We start from the raw sequence: 15,463 nt of genomic DNA on the forward strand, positions 1-15,463 counted from the left end.
CTACCTTTGGGGAAATGGAAACGCTAGCTTTAGAAGTACAATTACAAACCCTCCCCAACAGTCCCGGAGTATACCAGTATTACGATAAAAATGGGAAGATTTTATATGTGGGGAAAGCCAAAAACCTTAAAAAAAGGGTGACTTCCTATTTTACCAAACGCCACGACAGTCATAGGATTGGCGTGATGGTAAAGAAGATTAAAGAAATAAAGCATATAGTAGTAGCTTCAGAAACTGATGCTTTACTTTTAGAGAATAACCTTATAAAGAAGCATCAGCCGCGGTTTAACGTGATGCTTAAAGACGATAAAACCTACCCGTGGATTTGTATTAAAAATGAACGTTTCCCTCGGGTTTTTCCCACCCGAAAATTAATAAAAGACGGTAGCGAATATTATGGGCCTTTTACCAGTTTTAAAACGGTAAACACTCTTCTAGATTTAATTAAAGGACTTTATAAGCTTAGAACCTGTAATTATGATCTTTCAGAAGAAAAAATAAGGAATGGGAAGTATAAAGTTTGCCTGGAATATCATTTAGGGAACTGCAAAGGGCCTTGTGAAGGGAAACAGGCTGAGGCAGAGTACAATAACAATATTGAAGCGATTCGGCAAATTGTAAAAGGGAATTTTAAAGATTCGTTACAGCAGTTTAGAGAGCAAATGAAAGCTCACGCTGAAAAAATGGAGTTTGAAGATGCGCAGCGTATAAAAAATAAGATTGATGTTCTCGAGAATTACCAATCTAAATCTACGGTAGTAAATCCAAAAATCACCAATGTAGATGTGTTTTCCATAATATCAGACGAAGGTTATGGTTATGTAAATTTTCTTCAGCTTTCTCACGGTGCAATTATTAGGTCGCATACTATAGAAATGAAGAAAAAGCTGGAAGAAACCGATGAGGAACTATTGGAACTGGCCATTACCGAAATACGGCAGCGCTTCAGTTCAAATTCCAAAGAAATATATGTGCCTTTTAAGGTTGATGCCGGCGAAGAAGTGAAAGTAACTATTCCAAAGTTGGGGGACAAAAAGAAGATTGTAGATCTATCGCTTAGAAATGCTAAATATTACCGTCAGGAACGATTTAAGCAAATGAAAATCGTAGATCCAGACCGGCACGTAAAGCGAATTATGGCTCAAATGAAGGAAGACCTTCGATTAAATGTAGAGCCTCGACATATTGAGTGTTTTGATAATTCTAATATCCAGGGAACAAATCCGGTTGCGGCTTGTGTGGTTTTTAGAAATGGGAAACCAAGCAAAAAAGATTATCGTAAATTTAATATTAAAACCGTGGAAGGGCCAGATGATTTTGCTTCTATGGAAGAGGTAGTTTTTAGGCGTTATAAACGGTTAATGAATGAAGGTGAAGAATTGCCGCAACTCATTATTGTAGATGGGGGTAAAGGTCAGCTTTCTTCGGGTGTGAAAGCTCTTGAAACTTTGGGTTTACGCGGAAAAATAGCTATTATAGGAATTGCAAAACGCCTGGAAGAGATTTTTTATCCGGGAGATACTATTCCGCTTTATTTAGATAAAAAGTCTGAAACTTTAAAAATTATCCAGCAGCTTAGAAATGAAGCGCATAGGTTCGGGATTACTTTTCATCGTAACAAAAGGAGTAAAACTGCGTTAAATACAGAGTTGGAAGAAATTACCGGCATTGGAGAAAAAACCGTGGTAGAATTATTAAAACAATTTAGATCGGTAAAACGAATAAAAGAAGCCTCAGAAAAAGAACTGGCCGAAGTTATTGGAGTTTCTAAAGCGGGAATAATTTACAATCATTATCAATCAAAAAAATAAACCGGCATTTTGCTGAATAAAAATTCAAATTACAAATGAGAAAATTACTGCTTTTACTTTTTCTGTTTGTAATGCTTCCTGGAATTTCCCAGGAGCAGGAAGATTTAAAAGTCGGCCTGGTTTTAAGTGGTGGTGGTGCAAAGGGCCTGGCTCATATTGGCGCGCTAAAAGTAATTGAAGAAGCAGGAATTAGAATAGATTATATTGGAGGGAGTAGTATGGGCGCAATTATTGGTGGTTTGTATGCTTCCGGATATACTGCGCACGAGTTGGATTCAATTTTTCACGAGACTAATTTCAATATTTTAATTCAGGATAATATCCCGCGTAGTGCAAAATCTTTTTACGAAAAAGAAGACGCCGAAAAATATGCGATTAGCTTACCTTTTGATGATTTTAAAATAGGTTTCCCTGCAGGACTTTCAAGGGGACAAAATATTTATAATTTAATGTCCCAGCTCACTATGCACCTGGGAAATGTTGATGATTTTAAAGAATTACCCATTCCATTTTTTTGTGTTGCAGCCGATGTTGAAACCGGCGAAGAAGTGATTTTAGATGAAGGCTCCCTTGCCCAGGCAGTTTCTGCCAGCGGCGCAATTCCTTCTATTTTTAGTCCTGTAAGTCTCAACGGAAGACTGCTTACCGATGGCGGGGTCGCGAATAATTATCCGGTAGAAGAACTTAGAAAAAGAGGTGCTGAAGTGATTATTGGCGTAGATGTGCAAGATAGCCTGGTTAATAAAGACGATTTGCGGAACGTTTTTGACATTCTTGCCCAAATAAGCAATTTCCGGACAATTAGTGATATGAAGGAAAAAATTCCTAAAACCGATATTTACATCAAACCAGATATAAGTCCGTTTTCAGTGTTGTCTTTTGAAAAAGGGGAGGCGATTATAGATTCGGGAAGGGTTGCTTCGCTTAAAAGAAAAGATGATCTCGAAAAACTAGCTGCGCGTCAAAACAGTTCTCCTCGAAATATTTTAATTCCGGAGATGGATACCCTGCAAATAAGTACGCTTACATTAGAGGGAAATAATAACTATCCTCGTTCTTATATTCTGGGAAAATTAAGGTTGAATTATTTCACAGATTTCACCTTTAAGGAGCTTAACGAAGGCATAAATAATCTATCTGCTACCGGGAATTTCAACCGAATTAATTACCGGTTAATTCCAAATAACGACGATCACCTTTACACTTTAAGCCTGCAAATAGAAGAAAGTGAAAATAAGAGTCAGCTGCGGTTGGGGGTTCACTATGACGAGCTTTATCAAATTGGTGCTCTTATTAATTATACCCATAAAAGTTTGTTGTTTACTAACGATGTCACTTCTTTAGATGTGGTGGTTGGAGATCAATTTCGGTATAATTTTGACTATTATATAGACAAAGGATTTTACTGGAGTATTGGAGTTAAATCGCGGTATAATAATTTTGACCATCCGGTTTCTTTTGACTTTGCCAGTGAAAATGCCCAATTACAGGATATTGGGGTAAACAGGATAGATATAGATTACCGGGATTTTACCAATCAATTTTACGCCGAAACTTTATTTAAGCAGGTTTTTTCCTTCGGGTTGGGAGCAGAGCATAAATTTTTAAGAATTGCTTCTGAAACTTTAAATAATCCAAATCCGGAAATAAGCGATAACAGGCTTTTTGAAAACAGCCATTATTACAGTGCTTTTAGCTATTTAAAATATGATTCTTACGATAATAAATATTTTCCGTCTCGCGGTGTTTATTTTGATGGAATTTTTCATCTTTATTTATTTTCTTCAGATTTTAATAATGATTTTTCTGAATTTTCTATCGCAAAAGGAACTTTAGGGTATGCTTTTTCTCCCCTCAATAGATTTTCTACCCGAATTGTAACTGAAGCAGGATTTAAAATAGGAAACGACGGCGTAAATACGCTGGATTTCTTTTTGGGAGGTTATGGAAATAACCTTATTAATAATTTTGTTCCGTTTTATGGGTATGATTTTATAAGTCTGTCGGGAGATAGTTATATAAAAGGTCTCGTGGAGTTTGATTATGAAATTTTCAGAAAAAACCACGTTATTGCCAGTGCAAATATTGCCAATGTAGGGAACAAATTATATTCATCTGGAGATTGGTTTAGCATGCCAGATTTTACCGGTTACGCACTTGGGTACGGCATAGATACCTTTATTGGACCTTTAGAAGTAAAATACACCTATTCCCCCGAAATTAAATCCAGCCAGTGGTTTTTTAGCCTTGGTTTCTGGTTTTAAGTTATTCAGATTTAATTCTTTTTTTGAATTAGTTGTTGCTAATTTTCTCTCCAGGAATTTACTTTTCTGCTGCAGGTTTTTAGAGATGTTTTAAGAATGTTTCCTTAAAAATTCCCGATATTTGTTTTAAAGTAAAATAACACTGAAAAAAATAACAAATTCTCAATATTCTTTTCGAAATTGGGGGTTGAATTAAAAATATCAGATTATGCCTTTTTATCATAAACTCGGTAAGATTCCTCATAAACGCCATACGATTTTTAAAAAACCCGATGGAAGCCTTTATTACGAACAACTTTTTGGTACCATTGGTTTTGACGGGATGTCTTCTAATCTCTACCACGAGCATCGCCCAACGCAAGTAAAGGAAGTAAGGGGGAGTTATAGTGTAAAACCAAAAATAGCCACAGAAAACAATATAAAATCATATCGACTTAAAGGATTCCAGGTAAAACCTGATCCCGATTATCTTGAAAGCCGAAAAGTGGTTTTAACCAATAGCGATGTAGATATCACGCTGGCGTCTCCACAAGGTTCTACCGATGATTATTTTTATAAAAATGCTGATTCAGATGAATTGCTTTTTATTCATAAAGGAAGTGGAAAATTAAGAACACATCTTGGAAACCTGGATTTTAAATACGGCGATTATTTATTAATTCCGCGGGGAACTATTTATAAAATAGATTTTGATGATGAAAATAACCGATTATTCATCGTAGAATCAAGAAGACCAATCTATACGCCTAAACGCTATAGAAACTGGTTTGGGCAGTTATTGGAACATTCTCCATTTTGTGAGCGCGATCTAAGACAACCACACGAACTGGAAACAAACGATGAAACAGGAGATTTCCTGATTAAAATTAAGAAACAGGGAGAAATCTTTGATATGGTTTACGCTACGCATCCATTTGATGTAGTGGGTTACGATGGTTACAACTACCCGTATGCTTTTTCCATTCACGATTTTGAACCTATTACGGGAAGAATTCACCAACCACCACCGGTGCACCAAACTTTTGAAACAGATGCTTTTGTGGTATGCAGTTTTTGTCCGCGTAAATACGATTACCATCCGGAAAGTATTCCGGCACCATACAGCCATAGTAATATAGACAGCGATGAGGTGCTTTATTATGTAGATGGTGATTTTATGAGCAGAAACGATATTGAAGCGGGACATATTTCACTACACCCGGCGGGAATCCCCCACGGGCCGCACCCGGGAGCAGTAGAACGCAGTATTGGCCAGGTAGAAACCGAAGAATTAGCGGTAATGGTAGATACTTTTAAGCCACTTATGCTTACCGAAGACGCGATGGAAATTGCCGATGAAACCTACCATAAATCCTGGTTGGAAGACAACCATAATTAATCAAAGAAAGTTCAAATAGCTAAAAAGTAGCAATAAAAATTATAAAAATGAGTACTGATAATACATCACTTAAATTAGAAAAGGTAATGCAGGATGCCGAAGATTTTCTGCCAATCCTGGGAACCGATTTTGTTGAACTTTATGTTGGGAATGCCAAGCAGGCCGCATATTATTATCAACACGCCTGGGGTTTTCAGCCTGTGGCTTATTCCGGCTTGGAAACCGGTAGAAAAGACAGCGTTTCTTATGTACTTCAACAAGGAAAAATTAGAATTGTACTTACTTCCCCGCTTCAGCCCGAAGGCGATATAAATGCCCACATCAATAAGCATGGTGACGGGGTAAAAATGGTGGCTCTTTGGGTAGACGATGCCAGGAAAAGTTATGAAGAAACCACGAAACGTGGAGCGAAATCTTTTGTTGCACCTTATGAAATGGAAGATGAACACGGTAAAGCTGTGATTTCGGGAATTCATACTTATGGGGAAACCATTCACCTGTTTGTAGAACGAAAAGATTATGAAGGGCCATTTCTTCCCGGTTATAAAACCTATGCCACCAAAGTACAGGCAGAAGATACCGGGTTAAAATACATAGACCATATGGTGGGAAATGTAGGTTGGAATGAGATGAACAAATGGGTAGATTTCTACGCTAAAGTAATGGGCTTTGCGCAAATGGTATCTTTTGATGATAAAGATATTTCTACAGATTATACGGCCCTTATGAGTAAGGTAATGAGTAACGGGAATGGGAGAATTAAATTCCCCATTAACGAACCTGCTGAAGGAAAGAAAAAATCCCAGATAGAAGAATATATAGATTTTTATAATGGTGCGGGTGTACAGCATATCGCGCTGGCTACCGATAATATTATTGAAACCGTAACTCAACTTAGAGATCGCGGGGTAGAATTCCTTTATGTTCCGGAGACTTATTATGATACTTTATTAGATAGAGTAGGAAAAATAGATGAAGATCTTGAACCATTAAAAGAGCTCGGAGTATTGGTAGATCGTGATGATGAAGGTTACCTTTTACAGATATTTACCAAACCGGTTTTAGACCGTCCAACAATGTTTTTTGAGATAATTCAACGAAAAGGAGCCCAATCTTTTGGAAAAGGAAACTTTAAAGCCCTTTTTGAAGCAATCGAGAGAGAACAGGATTTGCGAGGAACCTTGCAATAAATTTTAAAATATTTACTTTAACTAAAACTTATAGTTAAAAAATTGAATTACTGAAAATTTTTGTGTTAAACTCAATTTTTCGGTTGTTATAACTCCATTAAATACGGACTTTTGCGCTCGCATTTTTGGAGTGGTTACCAATAATGTAATTAATTTTTCATAATTTAAGTTTTAGTTGGTTAATAAGACAAAAACCCCGTCATTAATTTGATGGGGTTTTTTGTTTTAATACATTTGGAATAGAAATTGTAAATATCCTTAGCCCAAGAACTCTGTAGATCAGTATTTAAAAATTTGGTATGAAAAAAAGTATATTTACAATATTCCTTCTTCTTTTAACCGGCGTCGCGCTTCAGGCTCAGTCCCAAAAAGCATTTAGTGCGGGTGAATGGTTTAAATTCCGCATACATTACGGTCCCTTTAATGCCAGTTTTGCAACTTTAGAAGTTGATGAAACCAGTATAAATGGGAAACCGGTTTATCATGTGGAAGGCAAAGGGAAATCTACAGGTTTACTGCATTGGTTTTTTAAGGTAGATGATAACTATCAAACTTATATAGATAAACAAGACGGGAAACCGTATAAATTTATTAGAAAAATAGATGAAGGTGGCTATACCAAAGACCTGGAAATAGACTTTGATCACAGTGATAATAAAGCATACGTTTTCGACAGAAAACACAACGAAAATCACACCTATACTACCAAGCCGAAGGTACACGATATGTTATCGGCATTTTATTATATTCGCAACAATATAAATACTGACGAGCTTCAGCCAGGGGATGATATGAATCTCAATCTTTTTATAGATGATGAGAACATGGATTTTAAACTGAAATTTTTAGGCAGGGAAGTAATCAAAACCAAATTTGGTAAGGTTGCAACTTTAAAATTCAGACCTTATGTTATGGCTGGCAGAGTTTTTAAGGAAAAAGAAAGTCTTACTTTTTGGGTAAGTGACGATGCTAATAAACTGCCTATTAAAATTGAAGCGAATCTCGCTGTTGGATCTTTAGATGCCGATTTAGATGAATATAAAGGCCTTAAGCATCCGTTTAAAATAATTATGGAATAAATAATACATGGAAATAAAGCCGGAAATTGCAGAACGTATTTTTGCATTAGAGGAAAAGTTTAAAAATTCAGGTCAGGATCTGGCTTCCTATTTAGACGGACTTTTATATGACAGATACCTCACGTATTGGGATTATTTAAGTATCGACACTTTATTAAGTCTGCAAAAAACCTTAACCCATTTTCCAGACGAAAAAATCTTTATTACCTACCATCAAATTACCGAACTGTATTTTAAACTCATTATTCACGAGCAAAAACAGATAATAGAAGCTAAAGCTCCAGATGCCGGGTTTTTAATTGAAAAATATAATCGTTTAAATCGTTATTTCAGAATTCTGACCGATTCTTTTGATGTAATGATCAAAGGAATGGAAAGAGAGCAATTCCTTAAATTCCGAATGTCTTTGTTGCCGGCAAGCGGATTTCAATCTGCACAGTTTAGAATGATAGAAATCTATTCTACCCCTTTAGAAAATTTGGTTTCCTTTAAAATAAGAGAACAGTTTTCTAAAGAGAATAGTTTAGAAGATTTGTACGAAAATATTTACTGGAAAAAAGGTGGAATTGATTTAAAAACCGGGGAGAAAACTTTAACCTTAAGGCAGTTTGAGAAACGCTATACAGCGCGTTTTCTTAGAATAGCTTCAGAATATAAAGGAAGAACTCTTTTTCATAAATATCAGGAGCTTCCAGATTCGGTTAAAAATAATAAGGGATTAAAAGAAGCATTACGTAATTTTGACGCCAATGTAAATATAAATTGGCCCCTTATGCATATGGGTGCTGCTTACAGGTATTTAAATAAAGATAAAGAAACTATTGCTGCGACGGGTGGAACTAATTGGAAAGAATTTTTACCGGCCGGATTTCAGAGAGTTAGTTTTTTTCCTTATTTATGGAGTGAAGAAGAATTAGAAGATTGGGGCAAAGAATGGGTAAACCATATGTTTAACACACAGAAAGAAAATTGCTAAAAAATTGAAGAAAATAAGTTTCCTACTGGTATTGATGTTGGCTTTCACGGCCTGTGAAGATGACACAAAAGAAACCGCCCTTAATGAAGAAAAGGTAGAAAAGAAAGTGCCTAAACCTGTTAAGAAAGAATTCGGATTTATTCTGGATAATTTTGAGGTTGTAGACGGCACGGTAGAATCTGGAGATAGTTTTGGCTATATCCTGGATCAACACGGGGTAGATCGAGGTAAAATTTACCAGATTTCAGAAAAAGTAAAAGATACCTTTAATCCCGCTAGAATTACCACCGGGAAAAAATACAAAATACTTAAGGCAAAAGATTCAGCTAATACGCCTGAATTTTTTATCTATCAGAATGACAGGGTGAATTATACCGTGCTGGGAATTGGTGATAGTATAAGTGTTGAGCGTAAAAAGAAACCGGTAAGCGTAAAGAGAAGGGAAGTATCTGGAGTTATTACTTCTTCGCTTTCAGAAGCAGTTCAGGCGCAGGGCTTGAGTAATCTCTTGGTTTATGAACTTTCAGATATTTACCAGTGGAGTATAGACTTTTTTAAACTTCAGAAGGGCGATCAGTTTAAAATGATTTATTCTGAAAAATATATTGATGATACCATTTTTGTTGGGATTGAGAATGTTGAAGCCGCAGTTTTTAAACACGGCGACAAGCCTTTTTATGCTTTTGAATATGAAACCGATTCTTTAACCGGGCAGCCCAGTTTTTATGATGAAGAAGCAAAAGCGCTACAAAGTTTCTTTTTAAAGGCACCGTTAAATTATAGCAGAATTTCCTCCAGATATACCAAAAGAAGATTTCATCCGGTTCAAAAACGATGGAAAGCTCATTTGGGAACAGATTATGCCGCAGCCCACGGCACGCCAATTGTAAGCACTGCCGATGGAACGGTAATCGCTGCCAGCTACACTTCGGGTAACGGAAATTATGTAAAAGTTAGGCATAACGATAAATATACCACGCAGTATTTGCATATGAGCAAGAGAAATGTACGTAGTGGACAAAGAGTGAAACAAGGCGATGTTATTGGTTATGTAGGTAGCACAGGGCTTGCCACAGGGCCGCACGTTTGCTATCGTTTCTGGGTTCACGGCAAGCAGGTAGATCCTTATCGCCAGAATTTACCCACCGCAAAACATATAGAACCTGAGCATAAGGAACAGTATTTTGCAGCCATTGAAGATCTAAAAACTTCGTTGGATGAAATTCCATATAAAGATTATAAAAAGTAAATTTCAATAGATAATCAACATAATATTTAAGTGAAATAGATTGAATAAATCTGTAAATTTCGCTGATTTAATAGAAGAGAATAGAATTAAAAATTTTTAGGCCTAGGCCAGGAAAGAAGAAAATAAATGAAAAATATTAATCCAACCCAAACAACAGCCTGGAAAAAATTAGAAAAGCATTTTAATGAAGTGCAGCAGTTGCAGCTTAAAGAGCTATTTGAAAAAGATCCTGAAAGGGCTTCTGCATTTACCATTGCCTGGGAGGATTTTTACCTGGATTACAGCAAAAACCTGATAACTAAAGAAACCCGTGATCTACTACTCGAGTTGGCAGAAGAATGTGAACTGAAATCTGCAATAGACTCTTATTTTGGTGGTGATGCGATTAATCAAACCGAGAATCGTGCGGTTTTACACACAGCATTAAGAGCTCCCGCCGATGTAAAAATCACCCTGGAAGGTGAAAACGTAGTGCCTGAAGTACAGGAAGTAAAAGAGAAAATCAGGAAATTTTCTGATAAAATAATTAGCGGAGAGAAAAAAGGTTTCACCGGAAAAGCCTTTACTGATGTGGTGAATATAGGGATTGGAGGTTCCGATCTTGGTCCGGTGATGGTAACTGAATCGCTTCAGTTTTATCAAAACCATCTTAAAGTTCATTATGTTTCCAATGTAGATGGTGATCACGTATATGAAATCTTAAAAAACTTAAATCCTGAAACCACTTTGTTCCTTGTAGTTTCTAAAACTTTTACCACGCAGGAAACTCTAACAAACGCTACTACTATAAGAAACTGGTTCAGAAAAACTGCTCCGCAGGAAGCAGTTGCAGAACATTTTGCAGCAGTTTCCAGCAATTTAAAAAATGTAGAAGAATTTGGTATTACTATAGAAAATGTTTTCCCAATGTGGGATTGGGTTGGTGGCCGTTTTTCTTTGTGGAGTGCAGTAGGATTATCTATAAGCCTGGCGGTAGGTTATGGCAATTTTGAAGCTTTATTAAATGGCGCACATATAATGGACGAACATTTTAAAACTTCAGATTTTAAAGAAAATATTCCGGTACAACTGGCTTTATTAAGTATTTGGTACAATAATTTTTATAAAGCAGAAAGTGAAGCGGTAATTCCTTATACTCAATATTTGCACAGGCTCCCGGCGTACTTGCAACAGGCAATTATGGAGAGCAATGGGAAAAGTGTGGACAGAAACGGGGAAAAAGTAGATTATCAAACAGGGACCCTAATTTGGGGTGAGCCGGGAACCAATTCCCAGCATGCTTTTTTCCAATTAATTCACCAGGGAACTAAATTAATTCCTGCGGATTTTATAGGATTTAAAAAATCCCTACACAAAGATGAAGACCATCACAATAAACTGATGGCGAATTTCTTTGCACAAACTGAGGCTTTGCTTCAGGGGAAATCTAAAGCGGAAGTAAAACAGGAACTTGAAGCCCAGGGATTATCTAAAGATGCAGTAGAGAAGTTATTACCATTCAAAGAATTCGATGGTAATAAACCTACCAACAGCTTACTTATAAACAAACTTACTCCTGAAAGTTTAGGAAAACTTATCGCGATGTACGAGCATAAAATATTTGTACAGGGCGTAATTTGGAATATTTTCAGCTACGATCAATGGGGTGTGGAATTAGGTAAGCAGCTTGCAAGCAAAATTCTTGCGGAAATCGAAAGCAAATCAACCGATTCTCATGATTCTTCTACCAAAAACCTATTATCCTTCTTTTTAAAATAAAAATTACACTTTTGTTAACACTTGGTTGAAATCTATAGTTTTCAAAGAATCAATTAGTTGAAAATTTGTTTTAGTTTTGCGCCGAACAAGATGTTAAAGTTAAATTTCTTAACATTTCCGTAAACTGCGGGTTGTAGGATTTAGTTTCATTTGCATCGAAATTTAAACTCAAAACAAACAAATTTTAAACATGAGGAAATTACTAGCATTAGCGTTGTTTCTAACATCAGCTACAATTTTTGCTCAAGGAACTCTTACCGGAACGGTGATTGATTCTGAAATGGACGGCCCACTTCCGGGCGCAACCGTTATGGTTGTTGGTACTAACAATGGTACTACTACAGACTTTGATGGAAATTTTTCTCTGGATGTTGAATCTACTTCCGGGAAAGTAAGTGTAACCTTTGTGGGTTACCAAAAGCAAACTATTAACTTTGACGTAGCAAGTGGGGCTACACAAGATTTAGGTACAATTACTTTAGGTCCCGATGCAGATGCTCTGTCAGAAGTAGTAGTAATTGGTAAAGGAGTTATTGATGTTGCTATAGGTCGTCAAACACCAGTAGCTGTGAGTACTGTGAGAGCTGAGGAAATACAAAAGTCAGCCGGAAATATGGAATTCCCACAACTACTTAGATCAGTACCTTCAGTTTACGCTAACACCCAAGGTGGTGGTTATGGAGATTCTGAAATTAGAGTACGTGGTTTTGACCAAAGTAACACAGCTTTCCTTTTAAACGGGCAACCTATTAACGGGATGGAAGATGGTAATATGTACTGGAGTAACTGGCAAGGTGTGAAAGATATTGCTAATGCAGTACAGGTTCAGCGCGGACTTGGAGCTTCGAAATTAGCAATTTCCTCTGTAGGGGGTACAATAAATATTGTAACTCAAACCTATAATAATATTGAAAGAGGTTATGTTCAGCAGGAAATAGCTAATAACAACTATACAAAGTCTACCGCTTATTATTCTACAGGAAAGAACGATAAAGGATGGTCCTCTACATATATGTTGTCTTACTGGCAAGGTGACGGTAACTTTTATAAAGGAACTCAAGGAAAAGGAATTACTTACTTCTTTTCAGTTGGTTATAAGCCTTCTAATGAGCACGCTTTCAACCTTCTTTTAACTGGAGCTCCTCAAACGCACGGACAAGCATACCAGGGGAGCATTGGTGATGCCCTTACTTATGGGAGGGATTATAATGAAAACTGGGGATATAGAGACGGAAGTCTGTATAATGAAAGAACCAATTTTTATCACAAGCCGGTTTTAAACTTTAACTGGGACTGGAATATCAATAGCAGAACAGATCTTTCTACTGTAGTATATGCTTCCACAGGTAGTGGTGGAGGAACAGGACCTTTGGGTTATTATGAGAATAAATTTAATAGTAATGGGCAAATTAATTTTGACCAAATTATTGATCATAACAGAAATTTACCTGCTACAGATATAAATGGTACTAATTACAAAGTTGGAGATCATCCAGATCTTGATGAAGAACTAGGAAATGGTTACATTACTCGAGCTTCTATGAACAATCACTATTGGGTTGGAGCGGTTTCTAACTTTAATCATGAAATTAATGAAAACCTTGAATTCAACATTGGTGGGGATTATAGATTCTACCATGGAGATCATTACAGACAAGTAGTTGATTTTATGGGACTTGATGGCTGGTATGTAGATAATAATGCTTCTATACCTCAGGGTCAGACCGTTTTCGCTAATTATGACGTAAACTTGCTTGATCCTACTTTTAACCGCGCTAGAGCTGATCAGCAAATAGGATATAGTAACTCTGAAGATATCTCGTATATTGGTGGTTTTGGTCAATTGGAATATAAAAATGATGAATTTTCAGCTTTTGTTCAGGGAGCTTTATCAAGTCAGTCTCACACTCGTTATGATTATTTTGTATATAGCCGACCAGAAAATCAGGAATCAGATAAGATTACTAATACCGGTTATAATGTGAAAGCAGGGGTTAATTACAATATTAACGAGCAGCATAATGTATTTGTAAATACTGGTTTTTATTCAAGACAACCATTTCATGATAACTTGTTCTTAAACTTTTCAAACGATATTAACCCTCTTACCGAGAATGAAGAGATTACTGGTATTGAAGTGGGGTATGGATTTCAAGGCGAAAATTTCGGTCTTAACTTAAATGGATACTATACTAAATGGGGTAACAGAACAGATACAAGAACGAGCTTCTTTGATTTCGATGAAGATGGAGTAGATGAAGAATATCTTGCAAACTTTAACCTATTGGAGCAAACGCATATGGGTGTGGAACTAGATTTTCTTTTTAAACCAACGAATGCTTTAACCATTAACGGGATGGCTTCTTTGGGGGATTGGACATATTCCGATAACCCAATCCAATCTTTATTTGATGCCGAAGATTTAACTGTGGTACCAGGATTTGATAATGTAGAATCATTTATTGACGGAGAAAAAGTTGGTAATGCGCCACAAACTTCTCTGGGAGTAGGTGTAGATTATGCAATTATGGATAATCTTTCAATTGATGGTGATTGGTTCTATTATGGAGATCTTTATGCAGGTATAGACCCAGTATCCTTTACAGAAGAAGGCGGTGAAGTTGTAAAATTACCTTCGTATGACCTTGTAAGAATCGGAGCTTCTTATAACCTTCCGTTAGGAAATAATACATCTCTTGACTTTAGAGCAAATGTTGACAATCTATTTAACGAAGTTTATCTAACCAGTTTAGCGACCAATAGACCAGGGTCTGCAGGTGATGATCTTTACAAAGGTATAAACATTGCTAACCGTGGTTACTTCGGATTTGACAGACAATGGAGTTTAAGTGTAAAGTATAACTTCTAATTTTAAGTCCTTAATTTTTATAAAACCACCCCAAATCGGGGTGGTTTTTTTGATTATTCCTGAACCTGGAAAATTATTGGTAATGCATAATTTACATTAACTGGTTTTCCGCGTTGTTTCCCCGGTTGCATTTTTGGTAAAGATTTTATAATGTTTTCGGCTTCTTTTTCCAACTCCGGGTGTGGCGCTCTTGCCTGAATATTTACAATTTCACCCTCGGTATTTATTTGAAAAAGGATATTAATTCGATTAACTCCTGAAAGACCTAATTCGCTTCCCAAATCCTTATTAAAGTTCTTGTTTACATACGCGGTTATTTTTTCACTCATACAACTTTTTCTCGCTGAATTATCCTCAAGTGCTTCACAACCTGGAAATATAGGCACATCTTCAATTAGTGTGAAGGGAACTGTTTCTATTTCTTCATCGGGCTCATGCTCAATTATTTCTTCCGGTTCTACAATATCATCAAGGTTTGTTTCGGTAGATTCAATTTCGTCTTCTTTAGCTTCGGGATCATCTTTAATAACCTCTATTTCATCTGGAATTACCGGAGGTTTGGGAGGCGGAGTGTTTGCCAACTCGGTAATGGGAATAACTTCTTCTTCAAGCTCATCTAAATAGACCTGTTCTTTTGTGAATTCTTCCTTGTCATAGGTTTTCCATTCTATTAAAAGTAAGCTGGCCAGTAAGGCTAAAATAAGTCCGAATGATAAAAACAAATTCGATTTTTTCCGAAGATCGGCTTTGGCATTTTTCTTAGGTTTCATAAGATATTAGATTAATAGTTAGTAAATAAATAATAAGAAACTTAATAGAATGATTGGTATTTTGCATAACTATCAATTAAAATGCCAAAAAACTAAAATATAGATACACTGTAATTAAT

At 36.4% G+C, this 15,463-nt stretch carries 10 protein-coding genes; 9 read left to right on the plus strand and 1 reads right to left on the minus strand.

The genetic code is table 11. The annotated features are described in order from the left end of the window. Nucleotides 1-14 precede the first annotated feature (14 nt). From uvrC to B5X53_RS02675, 9 genes are all read left to right on the plus strand, one after another. Complete coding sequence (gene uvrC, locus B5X53_RS02635) at nucleotides 15-1,811, plus strand: excinuclease ABC subunit UvrC (RefSeq protein ID WP_079711666.1); 1,797 nt, start codon at nucleotides 15-17, stop codon at nucleotides 1,809-1,811. Between the two features lie 35 nt (nucleotides 1,812-1,846). Then, nucleotides 1,847-4,075: a patatin-like phospholipase family protein gene (locus B5X53_RS02640; RefSeq protein WP_079711667.1), complete on the plus strand. Its 2,229-nt coding sequence runs from the start codon at nucleotides 1,847-1,849 to the stop codon at nucleotides 4,073-4,075. A 208-nt stretch (nucleotides 4,076-4,283) separates the two neighbouring features. Continuing rightward, nucleotides 4,284-5,453, plus strand: coding sequence for a homogentisate 1,2-dioxygenase (locus B5X53_RS02645; RefSeq protein ID WP_079711668.1), 1,170 nt, complete (start codon nucleotides 4,284-4,286; stop codon nucleotides 5,451-5,453). 47 nt (nucleotides 5,454-5,500) lie between these two features. Then, nucleotides 5,501-6,643, plus strand: coding sequence for a 4-hydroxyphenylpyruvate dioxygenase (hppD, locus tag B5X53_RS02650; RefSeq protein WP_079711669.1), 1,143 nt, complete (start codon nucleotides 5,501-5,503; stop codon nucleotides 6,641-6,643). A gap of 299 nt (nucleotides 6,644-6,942) precedes the next feature. Next, entirely contained in the window at nucleotides 6,943-7,722 is a 780-nt protein-coding gene (locus B5X53_RS02655) for a DUF3108 domain-containing protein (RefSeq protein WP_079711670.1), read from the plus strand. 7 nt (nucleotides 7,723-7,729) lie between these two features. Next, a complete protein-coding gene (locus B5X53_RS02660) occupies nucleotides 7,730-8,698 on the plus strand; it encodes a tryptophan 2,3-dioxygenase family protein (RefSeq protein ID WP_079711671.1) in 969 nt (322 codons plus the stop codon). A 4-nt stretch (nucleotides 8,699-8,702) separates the two neighbouring features. Next, complete coding sequence (locus B5X53_RS02665) at nucleotides 8,703-9,947, plus strand: M23 family metallopeptidase (RefSeq protein ID WP_198550704.1); 1,245 nt, start codon at nucleotides 8,703-8,705, stop codon at nucleotides 9,945-9,947. A gap of 126 nt (nucleotides 9,948-10,073) precedes the next feature. Continuing rightward, nucleotides 10,074-11,705 carry a glucose-6-phosphate isomerase gene (gene pgi, locus B5X53_RS02670; RefSeq protein ID WP_079711673.1) on the plus strand — a complete coding sequence of 544 codons (1,632 nt, stop codon included), beginning with the start codon at nucleotides 10,074-10,076 and terminating at the stop codon, nucleotides 11,703-11,705. A 190-nt stretch (nucleotides 11,706-11,895) separates the two neighbouring features. Continuing rightward, nucleotides 11,896-14,574 (plus strand): TonB-dependent receptor, encoded by a 2,679-nt coding sequence (locus B5X53_RS02675; RefSeq protein ID WP_079711674.1) that lies wholly within the window; start codon nucleotides 11,896-11,898, stop codon nucleotides 14,572-14,574. Nucleotides 14,575-14,627: 53 nt separating this feature from the next. Here B5X53_RS02675 and B5X53_RS02680 read toward each other — a convergent pair whose 3' ends face one another. Beyond that, complete coding sequence (locus B5X53_RS02680; RefSeq protein WP_079711675.1) at nucleotides 14,628-15,344, minus strand: energy transducer TonB; 717 nt, start codon at nucleotides 15,342-15,344, stop codon at nucleotides 14,628-14,630. Nucleotides 15,345-15,463 lie beyond the last annotated feature (119 nt).

The organism is Salegentibacter salinarum, from assembly GCF_900168115.1.
GTDB classification, from domain to species: Bacteria; Bacteroidota; Bacteroidia; order Flavobacteriales; family Flavobacteriaceae; genus Salegentibacter; species Salegentibacter salinarum.

Coding starts and splice junctions, on each gene's coding strand:
- uvrC (WP_079711666.1), top strand. CDS start 15: ATGGAAACGCTAGCTTTAGAAGTACAATTACAAACCCTCCCCAACAGT.
- B5X53_RS02640 (WP_079711667.1), top strand. CDS start 1,847: ATGAGAAAATTACTGCTTTTACTTTTTCTGTTTGTAATGCTTCCTGGA.
- B5X53_RS02645 (WP_079711668.1), top strand. CDS start 4,284: ATGCCTTTTTATCATAAACTCGGTAAGATTCCTCATAAACGCCATACG.
- hppD (WP_079711669.1), top strand. CDS start 5,501: ATGAGTACTGATAATACATCACTTAAATTAGAAAAGGTAATGCAGGAT.
- B5X53_RS02655 (WP_079711670.1), top strand. CDS start 6,943: ATGAAAAAAAGTATATTTACAATATTCCTTCTTCTTTTAACCGGCGTC.
- B5X53_RS02660 (WP_079711671.1), top strand. CDS start 7,730: ATGGAAATAAAGCCGGAAATTGCAGAACGTATTTTTGCATTAGAGGAA.
- pgi (WP_079711673.1), top strand. CDS start 10,074: ATGAAAAATATTAATCCAACCCAAACAACAGCCTGGAAAAAATTAGAA.
- B5X53_RS02675 (WP_079711674.1), top strand. CDS start 11,896: ATGAGGAAATTACTAGCATTAGCGTTGTTTCTAACATCAGCTACAATT.
- B5X53_RS02680 (WP_079711675.1), bottom strand. CDS start 15,344: ATGAAACCTAAGAAAAATGCCAAAGCCGATCTTCGGAAAAAATCGAAT.